The sequence below is a fragment of the Paractinoplanes lichenicola genome (assembly GCF_016785085.1).
GTDB lineage: Bacteria > Actinomycetota > Actinomycetes > Mycobacteriales > Micromonosporaceae > Actinoplanes > Actinoplanes lichenicola.
Genome location: NZ_JAENHO010000018.1, coordinates 131,754 through 152,889, shown reverse-complemented (window position 1 = coordinate 152,889; position 21,136 = coordinate 131,754). Strand labels below are relative to the sequence as shown.

The 21,136-nt window shown below is 69.8% G+C and carries 19 protein-coding genes; 7 read left to right on the top strand and 12 right to left on the bottom strand.

Annotation, left to right across the window (positions count from 1 at the left end; all coding sequences use genetic code 11):
• Positions 1-135: 135 nt before the first annotated feature.
• A complete protein-coding gene (gene fxsT, locus JKJ07_RS44385; protein ID WP_202998105.1) occupies positions 136-2,568 on the bottom strand; it encodes an FxSxx-COOH system tetratricopeptide repeat protein in 2,433 nt (810 codons plus the stop codon).
• Positions 2,569-2,976: 408 nt separating this feature from the next.
• Between fxsT and JKJ07_RS44380 the strand changes: the two genes are divergently transcribed.
• Complete coding sequence (locus tag JKJ07_RS44380; protein WP_202998104.1) at positions 2,977-3,174, top strand: hypothetical protein; 198 nt, start codon at positions 2,977-2,979, stop codon at positions 3,172-3,174.
• Positions 3,171-4,208 (top strand): hypothetical protein, encoded by a 1,038-nt coding sequence (locus JKJ07_RS44375; protein WP_202998103.1) that lies wholly within the window; start codon positions 3,171-3,173, stop codon positions 4,206-4,208. The genes JKJ07_RS44380 and JKJ07_RS44375 overlap by 4 nt, the downstream gene beginning before the upstream one ends.
• A 694-nt stretch (positions 4,209-4,902) precedes the next feature.
• On the opposite strand, the gene JKJ07_RS44370 is transcribed toward JKJ07_RS44375, so the two are convergent.
• Complete coding sequence (locus JKJ07_RS44370; RefSeq protein ID WP_307834754.1) at positions 4,903-5,715, bottom strand: DUF2637 domain-containing protein; 813 nt, start codon at positions 5,713-5,715, stop codon at positions 4,903-4,905.
• Positions 5,697-6,074 carry a hypothetical protein gene (locus JKJ07_RS44365; protein WP_202998162.1) on the bottom strand — a complete coding sequence of 126 codons (378 nt, stop codon included), beginning with the start codon at positions 6,072-6,074 and terminating at the stop codon, positions 5,697-5,699. The genes JKJ07_RS44370 and JKJ07_RS44365 overlap by 19 nt, the downstream gene beginning before the upstream one ends.
• Before the next feature lie 85 nt (positions 6,075-6,159).
• Here JKJ07_RS44365 and JKJ07_RS44360 point away from each other — a divergent pair, with 85 nt between their 5' ends.
• Both JKJ07_RS44360 and JKJ07_RS44355 read left to right on the top strand, forming a co-directional pair.
• Positions 6,160-7,548 (top strand): hypothetical protein, encoded by a 1,389-nt coding sequence (locus JKJ07_RS44360; protein WP_202998102.1) that lies wholly within the window; start codon positions 6,160-6,162, stop codon positions 7,546-7,548.
• 164 nt (positions 7,549-7,712) lie between these two features.
• Entirely contained in the window at positions 7,713-8,102 is a 390-nt protein-coding gene (locus JKJ07_RS44355) for a response regulator (protein WP_202998101.1), read from the top strand.
• 3 nt (positions 8,103-8,105) lie between these two features.
• On the opposite strand, the gene argH is transcribed toward JKJ07_RS44355, so the two are convergent.
• Genes argH through JKJ07_RS44315 form a run of 8 tightly spaced genes read right to left on the bottom strand, consistent with a single transcriptional unit; the run spans position 8,106 to position 16,135 of the window.
• Entirely contained in the window at positions 8,106-9,527 is a 1,422-nt protein-coding gene (gene argH, locus JKJ07_RS44350; RefSeq protein WP_202998100.1) for an argininosuccinate lyase, read from the bottom strand.
• 59 nt (positions 9,528-9,586) lie between these two features.
• A complete protein-coding gene (locus tag JKJ07_RS44345; protein ID WP_202998099.1) occupies positions 9,587-10,099 on the bottom strand; it encodes an arginine repressor in 513 nt (170 codons plus the stop codon).
• Positions 10,100-10,142: 43 nt separating this feature from the next.
• Positions 10,143-11,072 (bottom strand): ornithine carbamoyltransferase, encoded by a 930-nt coding sequence (gene argF / locus JKJ07_RS44340; protein WP_202998098.1) that lies wholly within the window; start codon positions 11,070-11,072, stop codon positions 10,143-10,145.
• Complete coding sequence (locus JKJ07_RS44335; RefSeq protein WP_202998097.1) at positions 11,069-12,223, bottom strand: acetylornithine transaminase; 1,155 nt, start codon at positions 12,221-12,223, stop codon at positions 11,069-11,071. The genes argF and JKJ07_RS44335 overlap by 4 nt, the downstream gene beginning before the upstream one ends.
• Positions 12,220-13,083: an acetylglutamate kinase gene (argB, locus tag JKJ07_RS44330; protein WP_202998096.1), complete on the bottom strand. Its 864-nt coding sequence runs from the start codon at positions 13,081-13,083 to the stop codon at positions 12,220-12,222. The genes JKJ07_RS44335 and argB overlap by 4 nt, the downstream gene beginning before the upstream one ends.
• On the bottom strand, positions 13,080-14,252 hold the full coding sequence (gene argJ / locus JKJ07_RS44325) for a bifunctional glutamate N-acetyltransferase/amino-acid acetyltransferase ArgJ (RefSeq protein ID WP_202998095.1): 1,173 nt from the start codon (positions 14,250-14,252) through the stop codon (positions 13,080-13,082). Before argJ ends, argB begins: the two co-directional genes overlap by 4 nt.
• Positions 14,249-15,250: an N-acetyl-gamma-glutamyl-phosphate reductase gene (gene argC, locus JKJ07_RS44320; protein WP_202998094.1), complete on the bottom strand. Its 1,002-nt coding sequence runs from the start codon at positions 15,248-15,250 to the stop codon at positions 14,249-14,251. Before argC ends, argJ begins: the two co-directional genes overlap by 4 nt.
• A gap of 33 nt (positions 15,251-15,283) precedes the next feature.
• Entirely contained in the window at positions 15,284-16,135 is an 852-nt protein-coding gene (locus JKJ07_RS44315; protein WP_202998093.1) for a helix-turn-helix transcriptional regulator, read from the bottom strand.
• 85 nt (positions 16,136-16,220) lie between these two features.
• Here JKJ07_RS44315 and JKJ07_RS44310 point away from each other — a divergent pair, with 85 nt between their 5' ends.
• The 3 genes from JKJ07_RS44310 to JKJ07_RS44300 all read left to right on the top strand — a co-directional run bounded on the left by JKJ07_RS44310 (position 16,221) and on the right by JKJ07_RS44300 (position 19,506).
• Entirely contained in the window at positions 16,221-16,904 is a 684-nt protein-coding gene (locus JKJ07_RS44310; RefSeq protein ID WP_202998092.1) for an SDR family NAD(P)-dependent oxidoreductase, read from the top strand.
• 13 nt (positions 16,905-16,917) lie between these two features.
• Complete coding sequence (locus tag JKJ07_RS44305; RefSeq protein WP_236031030.1) at positions 16,918-17,148, top strand: hypothetical protein; 231 nt, start codon at positions 16,918-16,920, stop codon at positions 17,146-17,148.
• A gap of 114 nt (positions 17,149-17,262) precedes the next feature.
• Complete coding sequence (locus tag JKJ07_RS44300; RefSeq protein WP_202998082.1) at positions 17,263-19,506, top strand: exo-beta-d-1,3/1,6-glucosidase; 2,244 nt, start codon at positions 17,263-17,265, stop codon at positions 19,504-19,506.
• A 987-nt stretch (positions 19,507-20,493) separates the two neighbouring features.
• Here the strand turns inward: JKJ07_RS44300 and JKJ07_RS44295 are convergent.
• Positions 20,494-21,000: a hypothetical protein gene (locus tag JKJ07_RS44295; protein ID WP_202998073.1), complete on the bottom strand. Its 507-nt coding sequence runs from the start codon at positions 20,998-21,000 to the stop codon at positions 20,494-20,496.
• Positions 21,001-21,136 lie beyond the last annotated feature (136 nt).

Below are 21,136 nucleotides of genomic sequence, written 5' to 3'. Positions count from 1 at the left end.
TTCAAGACGAGCCTTGCCGCCGATGGGGTCGGTTGTCTGTTCCGGCTGGCGTGCATATTCCCAATGCCGTCAGGCGGTCTCCGGAAGGCGGAGCGTATGCCCCAGCCTCACCCGCGGATCGTGCAGGCGGCGGCCCTACTCGTGGTCGCCCAGTGTTTGCAGATTGTCGGCAGTGCGCAGGGTGTCGGGGTGGTCGTCGCCGAGGACTCGCTGCTGCCGGGTCAGCGTGTCCTTGTGCAGGCGGCGGGCCTGCTCGTAGTCGCCGAGCGCGTGCAGGCTCTGGGCGAGGTTGCCAGCCGTCAGCAGAGTCTCGGGGTGGTCGTCACCGAGGACCCGTTGCTGCCGGGTCAGCGCGTCCGCATACAAGCGGCGGGCCCGCTCGTACTCACCCAGCATGTGCAGGCTCTGGGCGAGGTTGCCGGCCGTGAACAGGGTGTCGGGGTGGTCGTCACCGAGGACCTGCTGCTGCCTGGTCAGCGTGTCCTCGTGCAGGCGGCAGGCCTGCTCGTAGTCGCCCAGCATGTGCAGGCTCTGGGCGAGATGGTCGGTCATGAGCAGGGTGTCAGGGTGGTCGCCGCCGAAAACTCGCTGCATCCGGGTCAGCGTGTCTTCGTGCAGCCGGCGGGCCTGTTCGTACTCGCCCAGGTCGTGCAGGCTGATGGCGAGGCAGCCGGCCGTGCGCACGGTGTCGGGGTGGTCGTCGCCGAGGACCCGCTGCCGCCGGGCCAGTATGTCTTCGTTGAGGCGGCGGCTCTGTTCGTATTCGCCCAGCATGCTCAAGCTGTTAGCGATCTGGTTGGCTGCATCCAGCACGACTGGTTCGTCAGGCCCTGTGGTGCGTTGCCACTGCTGGTGCCAGCTGGTCGCCAGGATCTGCACGGTGCGATGTTCGCCGCGCTGCAGCAAGTAGTACAGAGCATGGGCGGCGGCCGTCTGGAGTGCGGGGCTGGCGGTGATCGGGGCCCTTATCAGCAGGTGCGGTAGGAGGGCCGCCCATCCCGGCCACAGATGCGGGTCGCGTTCGTCACCGGGTGCGGCGACGGTCAGCAGCCGGTCGGCGTGCTCGGTTTCCAAGCTGGTGGCGGTCGGGGCGATGACGGCCTGGGTGAGCCGGTGGACCTGCAGGGTGTCGGTGTCCACGCGGGCCAGCCCGTATGCCGCGATCCGGCCGAGCATGCGCCGCCGCGCGATCGTGCTCGCGACGACGGTGGCCAGGGGCTGCGGCAGTGTCCCGTCAGGAGTACCGGTCAGCCAGGACAGCAGCACAGGCTCCGGCGCCAGGACAGCAACCAGGCGCATCAGCTGCCCGGCCGCCTCGTCCTGCCCGGACAGGTGCCGCATTGACGCAGTGACGACCGCGGCAAGCGACTGCGGATACCGGCCGGTCGGCCCTTCCCCCAGTAGCTCCGCTGGGTTCGCCGCCAATTCGTTTAGGTATTCGTCGACACTCATTCCAGTCTCAGCTGTCAAGCCGGCTGCTTGCCGCAGCGCCAGGGGCAGGCCGTTGACCGCGGCGGCGAGCCGATCCGCGTCTGCGGCGGGCAGAGTCGGGGCAAGCTCGCGCACTAGGCGCGACGACGCTGCCTGGTCTAGCAGGTCGATGCTAATGGGGGAGGCTGCTACGCCGCCGGACTGCTGGCTACGGGAGGTGATCACCACATGGCCATTCCCGTCCGGGATGAGCGCGGCGATCGCATCGACGGTTTCCGCGTTGTCGTAGATCAGCAGCCATCCGGACTCGCGCTGCAAACGATGCAGCACGGTATCCCTCGTAACCGCAGCCAGCGCATCCATTGGGACCCAGCCTGCCGCGACGGCGAGCGCAACCAACTGCTCGCCGACCAACTCCGGGCGCTCGGCGTCGATCCACCACACGCAGTTGTACTCATTGCCGAATAGGTGTGCGTACTCCACCGCCAGCTCGGTCTTACCCACCCCACCGATACCGTGCAGCGCCTGCACCAACGCCCGCTCACCCGAGCAAAGCCGTTCCCGCAACTCGGCCAGCTCGCGGCCGCGGCCGGTAAACGCCGGATTCCGGCGGCGCACATTCCACACTTCCGGCAGTGAACCCGGCACCCGGACCCCGCCATCGCTCGCGCCCGATGCAACGCCGGGGAACCGGGCGTCGCCGGCCGGCCGGCGCCGGCCGGTGACCGCCTCCAGCAGCACCAGCCGGGCACGCTGCTCGGGCACGCCGAACACATCCCGGTAGGTCACCGCACGCAGGATCGGAGGGGGAGTCACCTTCTCCACCCGCACCGGCACTAACCGTCGGCGACCCTGTCCGTCCGGCGGCTCCGCCAACACCGCCGCCCACTCGTCATTGGTGAACCGATCCCGCGCGAAGTAGGCCATCGAGTACAACGCCAGCACACAGTCTGCCCGGCCGAGCGCATCGTTCATCCGCAACACGAAGTTGTCCCCGGCCGACCAGTCCCACGCCGTCAGCTCCACCGACATACCCGCCCGCGTCAGCTGCTGCGCCGCCCAGTTCGCCCACGGCCGGTCAGGACCGGCATAACTGACGAAGACATCAACCCGCCCACCGCCCGCTACAACTCCCATACTCGCAACGATGACCAATGTCGCCGCGGACCGACGTCCACCGAACGGGCAATTACCCACAACCCGAACATCGTCCGGCCGAAGGTGAGTCGGGATCGCGGTCGGCGGCCGAACAGATGCATCCGCCGCTCGATCGCTAGCCGCAAAAGCCAAGATCACCCAGAATCTGTCTACGCATTCACCTCTACCCGTTGACCACACCAGAACTTCGGGAGCAGCAACGTTGACATTCTGGTGTGGTCAGCGGGCACAGGCCCTCCAAGATCGGGAAAAGGACAACCTGGTTGAGAGCCGTCACTCTTGCACTGGTCCTGCTGCTCGGCAGGGCCGGAGCAAGGTCCCCCGCCCGCCGTCGACCGTAGGAAGTTGGGCGGCAGGCGGGAGACCCAATCGAACGGAGAATGACACATGTTCGGCCTCAATGACCAGCACGGATGGATCGCCGCCGTCCTGCTGGCCGCGTTCCCCATCGCGGTGGTATCGCTCGGCGTGGTCTTGGTGGCGGTCCTAGCCCTGGCGGCCCGCCGTCCACGGACCCGGCGCCACTGCGTCGATATCCTCACGCAGCTCACCCGGTTTGCCAGCGTGCTGCGGAGCAGGCGGTGACCCCGGTGCCGCCGGGCCGTCCCCGGGCGGCCCGGCCCGCCCGGGTCACCCTCAACAACCGTCTGCTCAACGCATGCGACGGACCCCAAGGCAGCACCCCGCTGCACGAGGAGGTCGACCGTAACCTGCAGCACCTGTGGTCGTACGGCAACAACCGCGACGGCAAGACCCCCGGTCGGCGCCCGGACTGGATCCTGATCCGCCCGCCGTTCCTGATGCAGCAGCCCGACCTCGAGGACAGCCCGACCTTGCCCCGCCTGGTCCCTGCCCGCGGGCTGACTCTGCGCCTGCAGTTGCTCATGCTCTTCGACGCCCAGTGCCGGTTCGGCCCGAACGAACCCGTTCAGCTCAACCGGACCTTCGAGGACGTGGAGACCAACGCGCCGATCCGGAGCTGGCAGAAGGTGGTACTCGCCGACACCACCTCCGACTATCGGGACGCCACAGCCCTGCGGGGTCGGCAGATCAAGGACGCGCTGCGGACGCTCTACAAGGAACACCTGGTGAGCATCGGGCCGGACAAGAAACGCCCCAACCGCCGCGACCTCGACCGGATCACGCTGCTGTCCGAGGCCAGCACGCCGGTTACCCGGCCCCGGTACACCGTGCCGACGACCGGGGTGTACGTCTCCCGGCACTTCTTCACCAGCTCGTGGGTGTTCGCGCTGACCAACACCGAGATCGCTACCTTCCTGGCGCTGTCGTCGCGGCGGGCCTACTACCCCGGGCCCCACAGCGCCTCCGGCGTCTTCGTGCTGCAGAAACACCGCGGCCAGTTCGGGCTGAAGGACAACACCTGGCGCAGCGCCCGGAACCTGCACTTTTACGGCCTGGTGAACCGCGCAGGCGATCCCCACCGCGACACTCTCAACGGCAGGATCACCGATTTCGGCGCCCGGTGGAAGAAGCACCAGGTCATGCCGACCCACTTCACCATCGTCGACGCCACCCTGGAGCAGCCGGCCGTGCCCACCATCAACAGGGTGCTGAACCACCCCAGCCTCGGGGATCAGTTCCGGATGTGGCTTGGCTGACCTGGTCCAGCCGGACGCGTACGGTCGAGATCATGGACGCCAACCTGGCCCGCGGCCGTCGAGATGCCGACCGTCCTGCACGGTCGAAGGCCAGGCGACGGCATGCCGCCCCGCCGGGCGTCAGCTGGTCAAAGTCGTCGGCCCTGACCAGCGCGTCGGCTCTGAGGCGTGCCACCGTGCACGCTGCGCAGCCGGAGTTCGTTAGGGGCAAGGTGGCACAGCCGATGCGCCAGCGCCAACTTCGCTACCGACGCGCGACGATTCCGCGGGCACCAGCGAGATCGCGCTGGGACGGACCGCCGCGATCACGAGGCAAAATTTCTCCGAGAAATAGTGCGGCAAAGTCTTCTGCCCGGCGTACCTGCCACAACCGGTGTTCGGCGTCCTGCCAACCGAGTTCCCGGAGACGCCCGATGTCCCCCGCACTGATCGCCCTTGTGGCCGCCGCACTCTCGCTCTGTGCCGCGCTCGCTAACCTAACCGTGGCCCTACTGGCGGCCAGCCCGAAGATCCGCGCCAACCATGAGAACCGGCGCCTCGCCCGAGCGGTAGCTCGCGAACGCCGTCACCTCGACCGAGCGGTAGCTGGTAAACAGCGCCGCTTCGCTCGCGCCGCGCTCACCCGCCCCGCGAACCGTTCACAGCGGTAACACCACTGCTGACCAGCGCCCGGCTCGCCGCCGGGCGCTGCTTGTTAAATCGGCCCACGGCTCCCGACGGCCTCAGGACCGGTCGTGGCCTTCTGTTCCGTTTTGAGGATCTTGAGTAGGACCGAAGCACGTTCGTTGGACACTCCGTGGCCGAGGTCGCGGAGGGCGTCAGCGAGGTGGTCCCGCGACAGCGACTGGCCAGCTTCAGCGAGGGTGGCACGGGCCCCTCGTGCCGCCGGGATCAGATGCGCCACGGCCCTCACGTCCACCGGATCGACCTCGCAACGGTTGTCGCGAGGTGTTGAGGCGGCCGGCGTTGCTGCCGCCCGCTCGGCCGGGTCGGTCGCGGACGGGGCCGAGTCGCCTAGTCCGCTCCGCGGGACAATCTCCGGACCGTCCGTGACGGGCACCGCCGTCCGCTGATCGTCCCGGACGATCTCGCGATGACCGCCTTCTGGCTCGTGATCAAACATGGCGAACAAAAGCTTCACCGACACCAGCATGGACAGCGCGGGCCACCCAGCAAGCAGCTTGCCGACCACGTCCGCGCCACCTACGGCGACATTCGCGGCGAGGCTGGCAGCGGTACCAATGATCAACGTAAGCCACGGAACCCAACCAGTAGGGCGGCCAGCGCGACGTTGTGCCACCAGGTAGAGGCTGGCCACGATCTCCAACCCGTCAACGCTGATCGGGAACGCGTACGACTTCCACCCAAGCTGGCCGTGATGGGTCGCGAGTTCTCGCATGTGCGAGAAACTGATGGCACCCGCGACGATGGCCAGAGCCGCGACGAACAACGCGGTCAACACCAAGAGGATCCTGTCTGTTCGGGTCTTCATCGCGAGCTCACCCACTCGCCCGCTTCCGCCGCGCCAACCAGGCCAGTCAGCGTCGCAATGATCGGGCCGGCCGACTCGACCGGAAGCGACACCACATCCTCGCCGTCGGCAACGATTCGCATGATCGTGGAGCACCGCCACGGCGCCACCGCCTGGGTAAGAAACACCTCGATTTGGTCCGGCACCGGCCATTCACACGGTCGTACGTCCAGCGGGGCGGCGGCCGACCGGTGTTCACCGCCGACGCCGGATCGGTAGCCATCGGCCTGACTAGCGGGGTCAACGGTGCACAGCGACTGGTCGCACCAGACCGGATGTCCCTGGTCAGCGCCGATGTTCGACGCCTTGAAGAAATCTAGGCTTTTTTCGTTCATTGACTACCGTCAAGAGCCAGTCCTCCCGCGGCCTCGACCGGCTGCGTGAGCTGATCAATCCGGCCGCCCTGGAGAGGACGCGCGCATGAACACCGAGACGATGCTGAAGAACGCGCTCGAGGCCGAGGCCGACGCGCTCGGCGCGATCGACAACCCGTGGCCCGGCTTCGAGCGCCGTGAGCGCAAGCACCGCAACCGGCGGCGGACGGCGCTGGCGGGGATGGCCGCCGTGGTCGCGGCCGGGGCGGGCGTGCAGGCCGGCGTGATCCCGCTGCCCGGCTGGGCCCCCGGCATCCAGGTCGCCGGGTTCAACGCCGTGCTGGCCGACGGCCCGGTCCGCGGCTCGCTGGCCGGCGACAAGGCGTTCCTCGAGGCGATGCGGCAGCAGTTCCAGGACGTCGAGGATCCGGACGAGACCTGGCGGATCGCCGACCGCGGCAAAATCGAGTTCGTGTACGCCGCCGACGTCGGCGACACGCGGCTCGTGCTGGCGGTCGTCCCGCTGCGTTTCGGCTTCCTCGAGGACAACGCGCTGATCTGGTACGACGGCCCGGCCGGGGCCCCGGCGAGCAGGATGACGGAGGGCGGCCGCACCGACGCCGGCGACACCGTGGTGACGTATTCGCAGCGCAGCGCCGAGAAGCCGGGCCCGCTCGTGGTGGTCGCCCCGGCCGGCACGACGGTCTCGGTCAGCGAGGGCTTCCGCTACACCCCCGAGGGCCGCGTCGAGCACGCCCCGGCGCAGGTGCAGAAGGCCGGCACCGGGCTGGCCGAGCTGGTGCTCCCGCCCGCGCCGAAGCCGCCGGAAACCAAGGTCACCGTGACCGACGGGGCGGACGTGCTCTTCGAGGGCGGCGCCTCGACCGGGTGGTCGAGCAACAAGGACTACCGGCCCGACGAGTTCTCCGCGGCCACCGTGACCGAGGCGCTCGGCGACCGTACGTTCGACCGGGCCACGATCACCCGCTGGGCCAACTCCGCGTTGCAGGACGGCCGGCTCTCCGCCGAGGGGACGGCGCTCACGGTCCGCTGGACCGGCACGGTCAACGGGCAGCCTGCCGCGCTGCTGACCGTCCAGCCGCGTGGGGGCGGCGTGCTCGCGTACGCGTTCCACGGCAGCGCCGACTCCTACCGCCAGGACCTGCGCCTGCTGCTGCCGGCCCAGGGGGTGACCGAGCGGCCGATCGCCTGGCGGATGCGCGCGGACGGCAAGGACGACAAGACGAACCAAGTGGTCGTCGTGGGCGCGGCCGGCACGCGACGGCTGACCCTGCAGGTGGGCTCGGCCCAGCCGGTGGAGCTGACGCCGGACGCGACGGGGGCGGCCACGACGTCGGCGCCGCCGCAGGCGGAGGCGCGGGTCACGGCGTACGGGGAAACCGGGGTTGACCTGGGAACCACGCCGGTGCCGATGTTCGAGTACGACTCCGGCGGCCTGCCCGGCGACACCCCGAAGACCCGCGTCGTCGGCTGAAGGCAGGGAGGCGAACGGCAAGGCGGCGGACGGCAAGGCGGCGGACGTCCGGTTCGTCGAGGTTTGGGTACTGCGGATGCGGTAGGGCGAAGACTGCGTACGGACGATTTCGGTCGGGGGTTTCCGAGCCACGCTTGGTTCAGCGACGACAGGGAGGAAACCCCATGACCATCCAAGTGCTGATCGCCGACGATCAGCCCCACGTGCGGCAGGCCCTCCGGCTCATCCTCGGCCTCGACCCCGCGATCACCGTCGTGGCCGAGGCCGCCACCGGGGTCGAGGCCCTCACGGTCTGCCGGTCCGAAGTGGTCGACGTCGTGCTGATGGACAACCACATGCCCGGCCTCAGCGGCATCGAGACCAGCCACCAGATCACCGCCGACCCGCGGCTGGCCCGCGTCCGGGTGCTGCTGCACACCGCTTTCCTGACCGACGACCTGGTCTCGGCCGGGCTGTCCGCCGGCATCAGCGGCTTCCTGCAGAAGGGTGTCGACCCGCACACCCTTCTGCAGTCAGTCCACGACGTGGCGCCGCCGCTGGCCCGGGCGGCCTGAGACCTAGCGGGGCACGACCTTCTCGACCGCCCACTGCCGCCAGGTGTCGAGGTGGTGCTGCACCTGGGCCAGCTGCTCGGCGACCGGGCCGGGGCCGGTCGAGCCGGGCGTCGTGCGCGAGGCCAGGGCCGACTCGACCGTGAGGACCTGGCGCACGGACGGGTCGAGGTGCTCGCTGACCGTCTTGAGGTCGTCGTCGGTCAGGTCCTCCAGCTCGCATTCGCGCACCGAGCAGAGGGCGACCAGCTTGCCGGTGATCTCGTGCGCCTCGCGGAACGGCACACCCTTGCGCACCAGCCAGTCGGCGACCTCGGTGGCCAGCGAGAAGCCGACCGGCGCGGCCGCGGCCAGGCGATCCACCCGTACGGTCATGGTCGACACCATGCCGGCCAGCGCGGGCAGCAGCAGCTCGAGCGTCTCGATCGCGTCGAAGACCGGCTCCTTGTCCTCCTGCATGTCGCGGTCATAGGTCAGGGGCAGGCCCTTGAGCATGGTCAGCACCGCGACCAGCCCGCCGATCAGCCGTCCGCTCTTGCCCCGGGCCAGCTCGGCGATGTCCGCGTTCTTCTTCTGCGGCATGATCGACGACCCGGTGGCGAACGCGTCGTCGAGCTCGACCCAGCCGAACTCGGTCGACGTCCAGAGCACGACCTCCTCGCCGAGGCGGGACAGGTGCACCCCGATCAGCGACGTGATGAAGAGGAACTCGGCCACGAAGTCGCGGTCGGCCACGGCGTCCATCGAGTTGGCCGCGGGCGCCGCGAAGCCCAGCTCCTTGGCCACGGCGGCCGGGTCGAGGGGCAGGGACGAGCCGGCCAGCGCGCCGCTGCCGAGCGGCGACACCGCCGTACGGGCGTCCCAGTCTTTCATCCGATCGAGGTCACGCAGCAGCGGCTGCACGTGGGCGAGCAGCCAGTGGCCGAACGAGACCGGCTGGGCGTGCTGCACGTGGGTCAGGCCGGGCGCGGGAGTGTCGACGTTGCGGGCCGCCTGCTCGGTCAGCGCGTCGGCCAGCTCGACCAGCGCCACGGCCACCCCACGGGCGTGGTCGCGCATGTAGAGCCGCAGGTCGGTGGCGACCTGGTCGTTGCGGGAGCGACCGGCGCGCAGCTTGCCGCCGAGCGTGCCGAGCCGTTCCAGCAGGCCGCGCTCTAGGGCGGTGTGCACGTCCTCGTCGTCGATCGTCGGCCGGAACTCGCCGGACGCGCAGGCCGCCTCGAGGTCGTCGAGGGCGGCCAGCATCTGGCCCAGCTCGTCGGGGTCGAGCAACCCGGCCGCGGCGAGCACCCGGGCGTGGGCGCGGGAGCCGGCGATGTCGTACGGGGCGAGCCGCCAGTCGAACTGGACACTCACCGAGAGACGGGCCAGGGCGTCGGCGGGACCACCGGCGAACCGGCCACCCCACAACGAAGTTTTCTCAGTCATTGCTGCCTTTGGTCGACGTGCGGGAGGCGGCCCGAGGCCGATTGCTGAGCCTAATAGGTTCAGTCATTTCGCTCCTCACCGCCGTGGTCCGTTTCGTGGTTGTGACCGGCCCAGTCGGCGAGCTTGGCCGCCAGCGCCTTGCCGCCCGTGACGTCGCGGGAGACGACGAGGATCGTGTCGTCGCCGGCGATGGTGCCGACGACGTCGGTCAGCCCGGCCCGGTCGAGCGCGCTGGCCAGGAAGTGCGCGGCCCCGGGCGGGGTGCGCAGCACGGCGATGTTGCCGCTGGAGTCGACGCCGGTGAGCAGCTCGCGCAGCAGCCGCAGCAGCCGGGCCGGGCCCTGACCGCTGGTCTCGCGCAGCGGGCGCTTGCCGTCCTCGGGGATCAGGTAGGCGCCGCTGACCTTGACGGCGCCCAGCTCCTCCAGGTCGCGCGACAGGGTGGCCTGGGTGACCTGGACGCCCTCGTCGGAGAGCAGCTCGGCCAGCTCGGTCTGCGAGCGGACCGCCTTGTCGCGGATCAGCTCGACGATCCGCGCGTGCCGCCCGGCCCGGGTGACCGGGCCGGTCATGAGGCGTTCCGCCCGGGCCGGCCGGCCCGGGTCACCGGCCCGGTCATGCTTTGTTCACCGCCAGCAGCCAGGCCAGCAGGGCCTTCTGCGCGTGCAGGCGGTTCTCGGCCTGGTCGAAGACCGCACTGTGCGGCCCGTCCATGACCTCGTCGGTGATCTCCTCGCCGCGGTGCGCGGGCAGGCAGTGCAGCACGATCGCGTTCTCCGCGGCCACGCCGAGCAGCTTGCCGTTGACCTGGTAGGGCCAGAACGGGGTGAGCCGGTCGCGCCCGTCGGTCTCCTGCCCCATCGAGGTCCACGTGTCGGTGGCGATCACGTCGACGCCGTCGGCCGCCTCGAACGGGTCGCGCAGCACCTCGACCGAGCCGCCGGTCCAGGCCGCGATCTCGGCCGCGCGCGACACCACGGTCGCCGCCGGGTCGAAACCGGACGGACCGGCCACCCGTACGTGCATGCCCGCGGTCGCCCCGGCCAGCAGATAGGAGTGCGCCATGTTGTTGGCCGCGTCCCCCACGTACGCGAGCTTCTTGCCCTGCGGCGCGCCGAGGCGCTCGCGGATCGTGAGCAGGTCGGCCAGCAGCTGGCAGGGGTGGAACCCGTCGGTCAGCGCATTGATCACCGGCACGTTGACGTCGGACGCGAGCTCGGTCAGGCGCTCGTCCCCGGTCGTCCGGAAGACCATGGCGGCGACGTAGCGGGACACGACCCGACCGGCGTCGCTGAGCGATTCGCCCCGGCCGAAGTGCGTCGCGTGCGTGTCCACGATCATCGGCTGGCCGCCCAGCTCGGCGATGCCGGCCTCGAACGACAACCGGGTGCGCAGGCTGACCTTGTCGAAGAAGACGGCGACCGAGCGCGGCCCCTCGAGCGGCCGGTACGCGAACCGGTCGGCCTTCATCTCGGCGGCCAGCTCGAGCACGGCGTTCTGCTCGTCGGGGGTCAGGTCGTCGTCGCGCAGGAAGTGGCGGGTCACAGCACACCCGCCAGGGCCGCGATGAGCGCGTCGGCCTGCTCGGGGCTGATGATCAGCGGCGGGGCGAGCCGGATGACGTCGGGCTGGGGGGCGTTCACGAGGAACCCGGCTTCCTTGAGGGCGGCGGCGACGCGGGCGGCCTCGGGTTCGCCGAGCACGATCCCGAGCAGCAGGCCGGCGCCGCGCACGTTTTTGATCAGGGGGTGGTTCAGGCCCTCGATGCCGTGGCGCAGCTGCTCGCCGACGCGCTTGACGTGGTCGAGCAGGCCCTCGCCGGCGATCGTGCGGATGACGGCCAGGCCGGCCGCGCACGAGATCGGGTTGCCGCCGAAGGTGGTGCCGTGCGAGCCGGGGGTGAACAGCTCGGCGGCCGGGCCGAAGGCGATGCAGGCGCCGATGGGCAGGCCGCCGCCCAGACCCTTGGCCAGGGTGATGAGGTCGGGTTCGACGCCCTCGCTCTGGTGGTGAAACCAGTGTCCCGTACGGCCGATGCCCGTCTGCACCTCGTCCAGCACCAGCAGCGCGCCCGTTCTGTTGCAGACCTCCCGCGCGCCGGCCAGGTATCCGGGCGGCGGCACGACCACGCCGTTCTCACCCTGGATCGGCTCGAGGATGACCATGGCAGTGTCGCCGCTCACGGCCGCTTCCAGCTCGGACAAATCACCGAAGGTCACATGCGTGACGTCGCCCGGGAGCGGCCGAAACGGATCAGCCTTGGCGGGCTGGCCCGTCAGCGCCAGGGCACCCATCGTGCGTCCGTGGAACCCGCCGTGGGTCGCGACCACGTGCGTACGGCCCGTCAGTCTTGAGATCTTGAAGGCGGCCTCATTGGCCTCGGCCCCCGAGTTGGTGAAGACGACCCGGCCCGCCCGGCCCGCGAGCGCGAGCAGCAGCTCGGCCAGCGCCACGGGCGGCTCGGCGACGTAGAAGTTGGAGACGTGCCCGAGCTGCTGCACCTGCTGGGTGACGGCGGCGACCACGGCCGGATGGGCGTGACCGAGCGCGTTGACCGCGATGCCGCCGAGGAAGTCGACGAACTGCTTGCCGTCCTCATCGGTGATCACCGCGCCCTCGCCTCGGACGAACGCGGCCTGCGGGGCGCCGTAGTTGTTCATGCCCGCTTGTTGCCACCGCTCGATCAGCGAGCTCATGACGGGACCACCATTGTTCCTATTCCTTCCGGGGTGAAGACTTCGAGCAGCGTCGAGTGGGCGACCCGGCCGTCGATGACGTGGGCCGCGGGCACGCCCCCGCGTACGGCTCGCAGGCAGGCCTCCATCTTGGGGACCATGCCCGACTCGAGCCGGGGCAGCAGCTTGGCCAGGGCGTCGGCGTCGATCTCGGTGGTCAGCGACGACGTGTCGGGCCAGTCGGTGTAGAGGCCCGGCACGTCGGTCAGCACGACCAGCTTCTGCGCGCCCAGGGCCTCGGCCAGCGCGGCCGCGGCGGTGTCGGCGTTCACGTTGTGCACCACCCCGTCGGCGTCGGGGGCGACGCTGGCGATCACCGGGATGCGGCCGGCCGCGATCAGGTCGTCGACGGCCGAGGTGTCGACCCGGTCCACGTCCCCGACCAGTCCGATGTCGACCAGCTCACCGTCAATCAGAGCCCCCCGCCGTACGGCGGTGAACAGGTGGGCGTCCTCGCCGGAGAGCCCGACGGCCAGCGGGCCGTGCCGGTTGATCAGTCCGACCAGCTCGCGGCCGACCTGCCCGGTCAGCACCATCCGGACGACCTCCATCGCCTCCGGGGTCGTGACGCGCAGGCCGCCGCGGAACTCGCTCTCGATGCCGAACCGGTCGAGCATCCGGCTGATCTGCGGGCCGCCGCCGTGCACGACGACCGGCTTGATCCCCGCGTAGCGCAGGAACGCCATGTCGGCCGCGAAGGCCTGTTGCAGCTCAGGATTGATCATGGCGTTGCCGCCGTACTTGATCACGATTGTGGAGCCGTGGAAGCGCTCCAGCCACGGGAGCGCCTCGACCAGGACCGCGGCCTTCTCCGAGCTCACGACGAGTAGGCCGAGTTCTCGTGCACGTAGGCGTGCGACAAGTCGGTGGTCCAGATCGTCGCGTCCATCTCGCCCTCGCGCAGGTTGATCGTGATCCGCACGTCGCGCCCGGAGAGGTCGACCTTGGACCTGTCCTCCGCGGCCGCCCCGCCCTTGCAGATCCACACGTCGTTGATCGCCACGTCGATCCGGTCGGGCTCGAAGCGCGCCTGGGTGGTGCCGACCGCGGCCAGGATGCGTCCCCAGTTCGGGTCGTTGCCGAACAGGGCCGTCTTGACCAGGTTGTTGCCGGCCACCGTGCGGCCCACCTCGACCGCGTCGGCCTCGCTGGCCGCGCCCTTGACCTCGATCGCGACGTGCTTGGTGGCGCCCTCGGCGTCGGTGATCAGCTGCTGGGCCAGGTCGTGGCAGACCTGGGTGACCGCCGCGGTCAGCTCCTCGGGCGTGGGCTGCACGTCGGAGGCGCCGCTGGCCAGCAGCAGCACGGTGTCGTTGGTCGACATGCAGCCGTCGGCGTCGATCCGGTCGAAGGTCAGCCGGGTCGCCTCGCGCAGGGCCGCGTCGAGCACCTCGTTGTCGGCGCTGGCGTCGGTGGTGATCACCACGAGCATGGTGGCCAGGGCCGGGGCGAGCATGCCGGCACCCTTGGCGATGCCGCCGACCGACCAGCCCTCCCGCTGGACGACCGCGTTCTTGGCCACGGTGTCGGTCGTCATGATCGCCTCGGCCGCTTTGTCGCCTTTTGATTCAGAAAGATCTTTTGCGGCAGCGGACACGCCCGGCAGCAGCTTGTCCATGGGCAGCAGCTCGCCGATCAGGCCGGTCGAGCAGACGGCCACGTCGCCCGCGCCGATCAGCTGAGGCTTGGGGCCGCCGCGCAGCACGGTCGCGGTGTGCTCGGCGGTGGCGTGCGTGTCGCGGAAGCCCTGGCTGCCGGTGCACGCGTTGGCGCCGCCCGAGTTGAGCACGACCGCGCGCACGATGCCGCCCTTGAGCACCTGCTGGCTCCAGAGCACGGGCGCGGCCTTGACCCGGTTGCCGGTGAAGACGCCCGCCGCGGTGAAGTCGGGGCCGTCGTTGACGACCAGGGCCACGTCGAGGTTGCCGGAGGGCTTGAGGCCGGCGGCGACGCCCGACGCCCGGAAGCCCTTGGGGGTGGTGACGGTCACGGTGCGACTCCGAACACGGACAGGCCCGTCGTCTCGGGCAGGCCGGACATGAGGTTGGCGCATTGCACGGCCTGACCCGCGGCGCCCTTGCCGAGGTTGTCGAGCGCGCTCACGACCACGATGCGGCCCGAGTCGACGTCGACCGTGGCCTGCAGGTGGCACGAGTTGGACCCGGCGGTGGCGGCCGTGTGCGGCCACGTGCCCGCCGGAAGGACATGGATGAAAGGCTCATTCCCGTACGCCTGCAGCAGCGCCTCGCGGGGGTCGCCGCCGGTCAGCCGGCGGGCCGTGACGGTGGCCAGGATGCCGCGCGGCATCGGGGCCAGCACCGGGGTCATCGAGAGCGACGTCGCCCCGGTGGCCTGCTTGATCTCGGGCACGTGCTGGTGGGCGCCCACCTTGTACGGCGAGAGGTCGCCCATCACCTCGCTCGCCAGCAGGTTCACCTTCGCACCGCGGCCCGCGCCGGACGTGCCGGAGCTCGCCACCACGACCACGTCGGCCGGGTCGGCCACGCCGGCGGCGATGAGCGGCGCCAGCGCGAGTGTGATGGTGGCCGCATAACAGCCCGTGTTCGCCACCCTGTTCGCGCCGGCGATCAGCTCGCGCTGGCCGGGCAATTCGGGCAAGCCGTACGTCCACGTGCCGGCGTGCTCGCCGCCGTAATACCGCTCCCACAGCGCGGGGTCCTTGAGCCGGAAGTCCGCGCCCAGGTCCACGATCTTGACGGTCTCGGGCAGCTGCGCCGCGATCGCCGCCGACTGCCCGTGCGGCAGGGCGAGAAACACCAGGTCGGCGTCGCTCAGGCCGGCCGCGTCGGTCGCGGTCAGCGTGAGGTCGAGACCGGCCAACTGCGGGTGTACGGCGGTGACGTGCGCCCCCGCCTGCGAGTGGGCCGTGGCGGCCACGAGATCGAACTCGGGGTGACCGGCGAGCAGGCGCAGCAGCTCGCCGCCCGCATATCCACTGGCCCCAGCGACCGCGACCCGGATTCCCATACCAACCTCCGCATGACTATGCAGGAGACCGTATCAACCGTGCATAGGACCCGGCAACACCATTCTCCTTGCGAGTTGCTCCCGACCGATCACATCGAGCAACGCCAGCCGGGACTCGGCCTCGGAATAGGGGGCGGCCGTGTAGGCCACGATCCGCACGTCGCTGCCGGGCGCGGTGAGCACGTCGCAGTCGAGCTCCATCGGCCCGACCACGGGATGGTTGACCGTTTTGCGGGACGCGGTGTGGGTGCCGGAGTCGCCGCGCTCCCACAGAGTGGCGAACGTCTCGCTGCCCGCCAGCAGCTCGTCGGTCAGGGCACGCAGCCCGGCGTCCGCCGGATACCGCGCCCGGGCCGCCCGCAGGTCGCCGACGATCGCGGCCTCGAAGGCGGCGTTGTCCTCAGCCGTCTGGTGCACCTGCGGCGGGTCGCCGAGGAAGTGCATCCGGGCGACGTTGCGGTCGGGCGGGCCACCCGCGAGAGCCAGCCACAAGTCGTTGGCCAGCAGCAGGTTCCAGGCCGCGTCGAAGACGGCCACCGGCGTACCGGAAAGGCGGTCGAGAAGGCGCTGGACGCCCGGCGTGAGATGACCGGGAACCGTGCCGCGGCCCGGCGCGCGCAGCCCGGCCAGCCCGAACAGCTGTTCCCGCTCGGCCGCGTCGAGCCGCAGCGCCCGGCACAAGGCCTCCACCACCTGCGGCGACGGCGCGGTGGCCCGGCCCTGCTCGATCCGGTTGACGTAGTCGACCGAGATGCCGGCCAGCCGCCCCAGCTCCTCGCGGCGCAGCCCCGGCGAGCGCCGCCGGCCACCCGCGATCAGGCCCGCCTCGGCCGGGGTGAGCCTCTCGCGGAAGCGCCGCACCGCGCGCGCGAACTCGGTTGCCATACCCCCACTCTCGCTTGCCGCGGGCACTTTTGCCTGGCACTGGCAGTGCCTTCTTCCCCGCCGGGGGCCGCCGCAGGCTCGACGCATGACAACAACACTGATCACCGGCGCCAACAAGGGAATCGGCTTCGAGACGGCCAAGCAGCTGCTGGCCGCGGGTCACGACGTGTGGATCGGCGCCCGCGACGTGACGCGGGGCGAGGCGGCGGCCCGGGAGCTGGGCGGGCGCTCCGTCCAGCTGGACGTGACCGACGACGCCTCGGTCGCGGCCGCCGCCGAGACGGTCGGGGCGCTCGACGTGCTCATCAACAACGCCGGCGTGCCCGGACCGCTGCCCACGGCCTTCGAGCTGGACCCCGAGCCCATGCGCCCGATGTTCGAGGTCAACCTGTTCGGCCTGGTCCGGGTGACCAAGGCGTTCCTGCCGCGGCTGGAGAAGTCGGCCCGGCCGGTCATCGTCAACGTGACCAGCGGGCTCGGCTCGCTGCACCTGGCCACCGACCCCGAGTCGATCGCGTCGTCGTTCACGCCGTTCGCGTACGGGGCGGCCAAGGCGGGCGTGAACATGCTCACAGTGCAGTACGCCAAGGCGCTGCCGGCGTTCCGGATCAACTGCGTCGACCCGGGCTTCACGGCCACCGACTTCAACCGGCACCAGGGCACGCAGACCGTGGCCGAGGGCGCCGAGGCCGTCGTACGGCTGGCTCAGGTCGGCCCCGAAGGTCCGACGGGTGGCTTCTTCGACCGGGCCGGTGTCGTGCCCTGGTGATATGACTTCACCCATGGCTGACACGATCAAAGCTCTCCGGGAAGCCGCCGCGGCATACGCGGAAGCGGTCCGCACCACTCAGCGCTACTTCGACCGGGTCGAGGACACCGACGACCCGGCCGTGCTGGTCGAATACGCCACGCTGGCCGAGCGCGAGAAGGAGGCGGCCGAGGCCCGGCGGGACGCGCTGGAGGCGGCCGGCATCGAAGTGCCGAGCATCGAGGAGACCGATTCTGACAACTAAGTGAAAAGTTCCGGAACCGCACCGGTCTCCCGTAACCGGTTCCGGGCTGGAAGACTCCCGGTTGTTCGTGTTTCGCAGACCGTGCCACCGCGGTCATGACGACCGGAGGCGCTCGTGCCTGCTGACGTCCCGTACCGGGATGCATCGCTCCCCGTCGACCAGCGTGTCGACGATCTGCTGGGTCGCATGACCCTGCCCGAGAAGGTCGGGCAGATGCTCCAGCTGGATGCCCGGGGTGACGTGAAGGAGATCGTCAGCGAGAAGCTGGCGGGCTCGATCCTGCACACCTCCCCGGCCAAGATGCTCGAGGCGATCGACCTGGTGGCCAAGACCCGGCTGCAGATTCCGCTGCTCACGGCGGAGGACTGCATCCACGGCCACTCGTTCTGGCCCGGCGCGACGATCTTCCCGACCCAGCTCGGGATGGCCGCCAGCTGGGACGCCGGCCTGCTCGAGCGGGTCGCCCGCACCACCGCCGTCGAGGTGGCCGCCACGGGCATCCACTGGACCTTCTCCCCCGTCCTCTGCATCACCCGCGACCTGCGCTGGGGCCGGGTCGACGAGACCTTCGGCGAGGACCCGTTCCTGATCGGCGAGTTCGGCTCGGCGATGATCCGCGGCTATCAGGGCGGCGGGCTGAGCGACCCGACCGCGATCCTGGCCACGGCCAAGCACTTCGCGGGCTATTCCGAGACCCAGGGCGGCCGCGACGCCAGCGAGGCCGACATCAGCCGGCGCAAGCTGCGCTCGTGGTTCCTGCCCCCGTTCGAGCGGGTCGCCAAGGAGGGCTGCCGGGTCTTCATGCTGGGTTACCAGTCGATGGACGGCGTGCCCATCACGGCCAACAAGTGGCTGCTCAACGACGTGCTCAAAGAGGAGTGGGGCTTCACCGGCACGCTCGTCACCGACTGGGACAACGTCGGGCGCATGGTCTGGGAGCAGAAGGTCTGCGCCGACTACGCCGAGGCCGCCGCCGTCGCCGTGAAGGCCGGCAACGACCTGGTCATGGTCACCCCGGGCTTCTTCGAGGGCGCGCAGGAGGCGGTCGAGCGCGGGCTGCTGGCCGAGGAGGAGATCGACGAGGCCGTACGCCGGATCCTGCGCCTCAAGTTCGAGCTGGGCCTGTTCGAGAACCCGCGCGCGCCCTCGCCCTCGCTGATCGAGACGGTGATCGGCTCCCCCGAGCATGCCGAGCTCAACCTCGAGGTGGCCCGGCGCTCGCTGGTGCTTCTCAAGAACGACGGCGTGCTGCCTCTCTCCACCGAGAAGTTCCGCCGCGTGGCGGTCATCGGCCCGAACGCCGACAACGTGTCCGCGCAGCTCGGCGACTGGGCCGGCGACTCGGGCCAGGTCGACTGGCTGCCCGACGGTCACCCGCGCGAGCTGACCGAGACGGTGCTCGACGGCTTCAAGGCGGTCGCCCCGACCGGCTGGGTGATCGAATACGCCCGCGGCGCCGAGATCGAGCGCCTGGTGGCCGACCCCGAGGGCGACACCTACCCCGACGGGCAGCCACGGCCGCCGATCTCACAGGGCGCCCCGGTCGACCACCACATGATCGACGTGGCTCGCGACAAGGCGATCCGCTCCGACTACGCGGTCGTGGTGGTCGGCGACACGGTCAACCTGACCGGCGAGCACAAGTCGACCGCGACGCTGGAACTGCTGGGCGGCCAGATCGCCCTGCTCGACGCGATCGCGGCCACGAAAACCCCGATGATCGTCGTGCTGGTCAACTCGAAGCCTTCGGTGCTCCCGCCGTCCGCCCTGAACGCGGCCGCGATCATCCAGGCCTTCAACCCCGGCATGCGCGGCGGCCGGGCGATCGCCGAGCTCGTGCTGGGCCTGATCGACCCGACCGGCCGCCTGCCACTGTCGGTCGCCCGGCACGTCGGGCAGCAGCCGGTGTACTACAACACGATCCGCGGCCAGCACGGCAGCCGATACGCCGACCTGACGCAGGACCCGCTGTTCGCGTTCGGTGAGGGCCTTTCCTACACCACGATCACGTACGGGGATCTGACCGTCACCACGCCGTCGGTCAACTCCACGGAAACCGTGCGCGCGACGGTCACACTGACCAACAGCGGCACGCGCCCGGCCCTCGAGACGGTGCAGGTCTACATCAGCGACCTCGTCACGTCGGTCACCTGGGCCGGCCGCGAGCTCAAGGCGTACCGGCAGGTCTCGGTGCCGCCGGGCGAACAGGTCACGGTCGACCTCGAACTGCCGGCGGCGGACTGCTCACTGGTCACCGCCGACGGCCACCGAGTAGTCGAACCCGGCGACTTCGAACTGCTGGTAGGCCCAAACTCCCGCGAACGCGACCTGCTGCGGGCCCCATTCACGATCACGTGACCTGATAGGCGGCGGCCGCCTCCGGTACGTCGCCACTAATCCGCGAACAGGGCCACCCGCTCCCGTCCGCGCAGCAGTTCCCTGATGACAAAGGCACAGAGCGTCGCCGCCCGGCCCTTCCCCCGCTGGCCGGGCCGGGTGGCAACGCCCGCCAGAAACCCCGTACGTCGCCCTGACCAGGCATCGGCCGCCACCGCGACCAGTCGGCCGTCCTCGCCTCGCAGGCCGGGCGACACCGGCCCCACCGACCTGCGCGTAGGACTCGGGGAACGCCTCCGCCAACACGGCGGCCGCCTCGTCGAGCTCCCCTCCGCCAGCCAGCGCGGCTCCCCTGGCATCGCCGTCGCCCCGCACCCACCCATGCCATCCGGCCCGGCCGCATCACACTCACCCTGCGACCGGCCCCTGCCACCACCCGGCCCGGCCACAGAGTCCATACCGCCCGCCGCGCCCGGCAACGTGCTCGTCTCCATCCACGCGAAGCGGCCCGCCACGGTCAATCCGGGCAGCCGCCCGGCCACCGCGACCACCAGACCCTAGGCACCCAGCGGCCGTAACGACGGCCCCACCTTCCCCAACAACGTCGCCACCGCACCCGCCTCACCGTGAATCGCCAGCCGGTCCCGACGCGACAACCCCGGCGCGGCCACCGCGGCAGCCCCCGCAGCGGTCCAGATCACCGCGCCCGGCTGCTCCGCCACCCACATCGTCAACGGATCACCCCCGGCCACCTCGGCAAGTTCGGCAACCTTCAAAACGCGCCCATCCTGCCCGCCGACCGCGCAGGTCTCACTAGTTCGGGCGTACCGCAGCCCAATAACGCCTTAAGGTGTCAGCGGGAAACATCCGGATATGCAGATTTCAGTGCGTTCAAATACTACTCGAGGCAGATAATACGGCGCAGTCCAGTGCCATTGCGCGATCGAGCCATTATCTGAAAATACCATAGGGCTTACATGACGACGCGTCGATCAAAGGCTTCGGCATCTATTGGATTTCCGGCGATGCAGCGTCTGCGATACCCAGGTCCGCCCTCATTGACTTGAGCGGGTTGGCGATGATTTCGCCAACCGACTTAGCATCAATGACGGATCCCTCCTCTAACTCCGTCGTAATCTTTTGAATTTTGATGCCGGCAATATCCCAGCTTTGCCGCACTTCGAGGGGAGCCAGGAGTCTCATCGCCTCTCTGAGCTGCATGAACTCGACAAGTCGCTCATCCAACTGAGACCTTTTTGTGTCCCATTCCCTCCTCCCTGCCACTGTAATTTCTTGAACAGCGATCTGCCAGTTCACGAGCACAATCATCAATTTTTCGTATGCAACCCGGCGATCTGCATGATTTCTATACTTGTCTTCGCGCGCACTTCGCTCCTTTTCGCGGCCCCTCTCCCGTCGCCCGGCAATATATTGGCCGCCAAGCGCGATCAGCGCGCCTATCGCGGCGGCAAGGGAGGGTCCGTAGGCCAAAACCCACCATGGCGCTTGCTGCATAGTGCCATAGTCTCAAGATGGATTCCCACCTGAGCATTTTTGGTGCTTTCGGGTGATGGGAGATTTGATGCACTATCATGCCGCGATCCGCGTGCTCGTCTGTGTCGTGATCGGTTGCGCCGGCGAATGCGGTTGT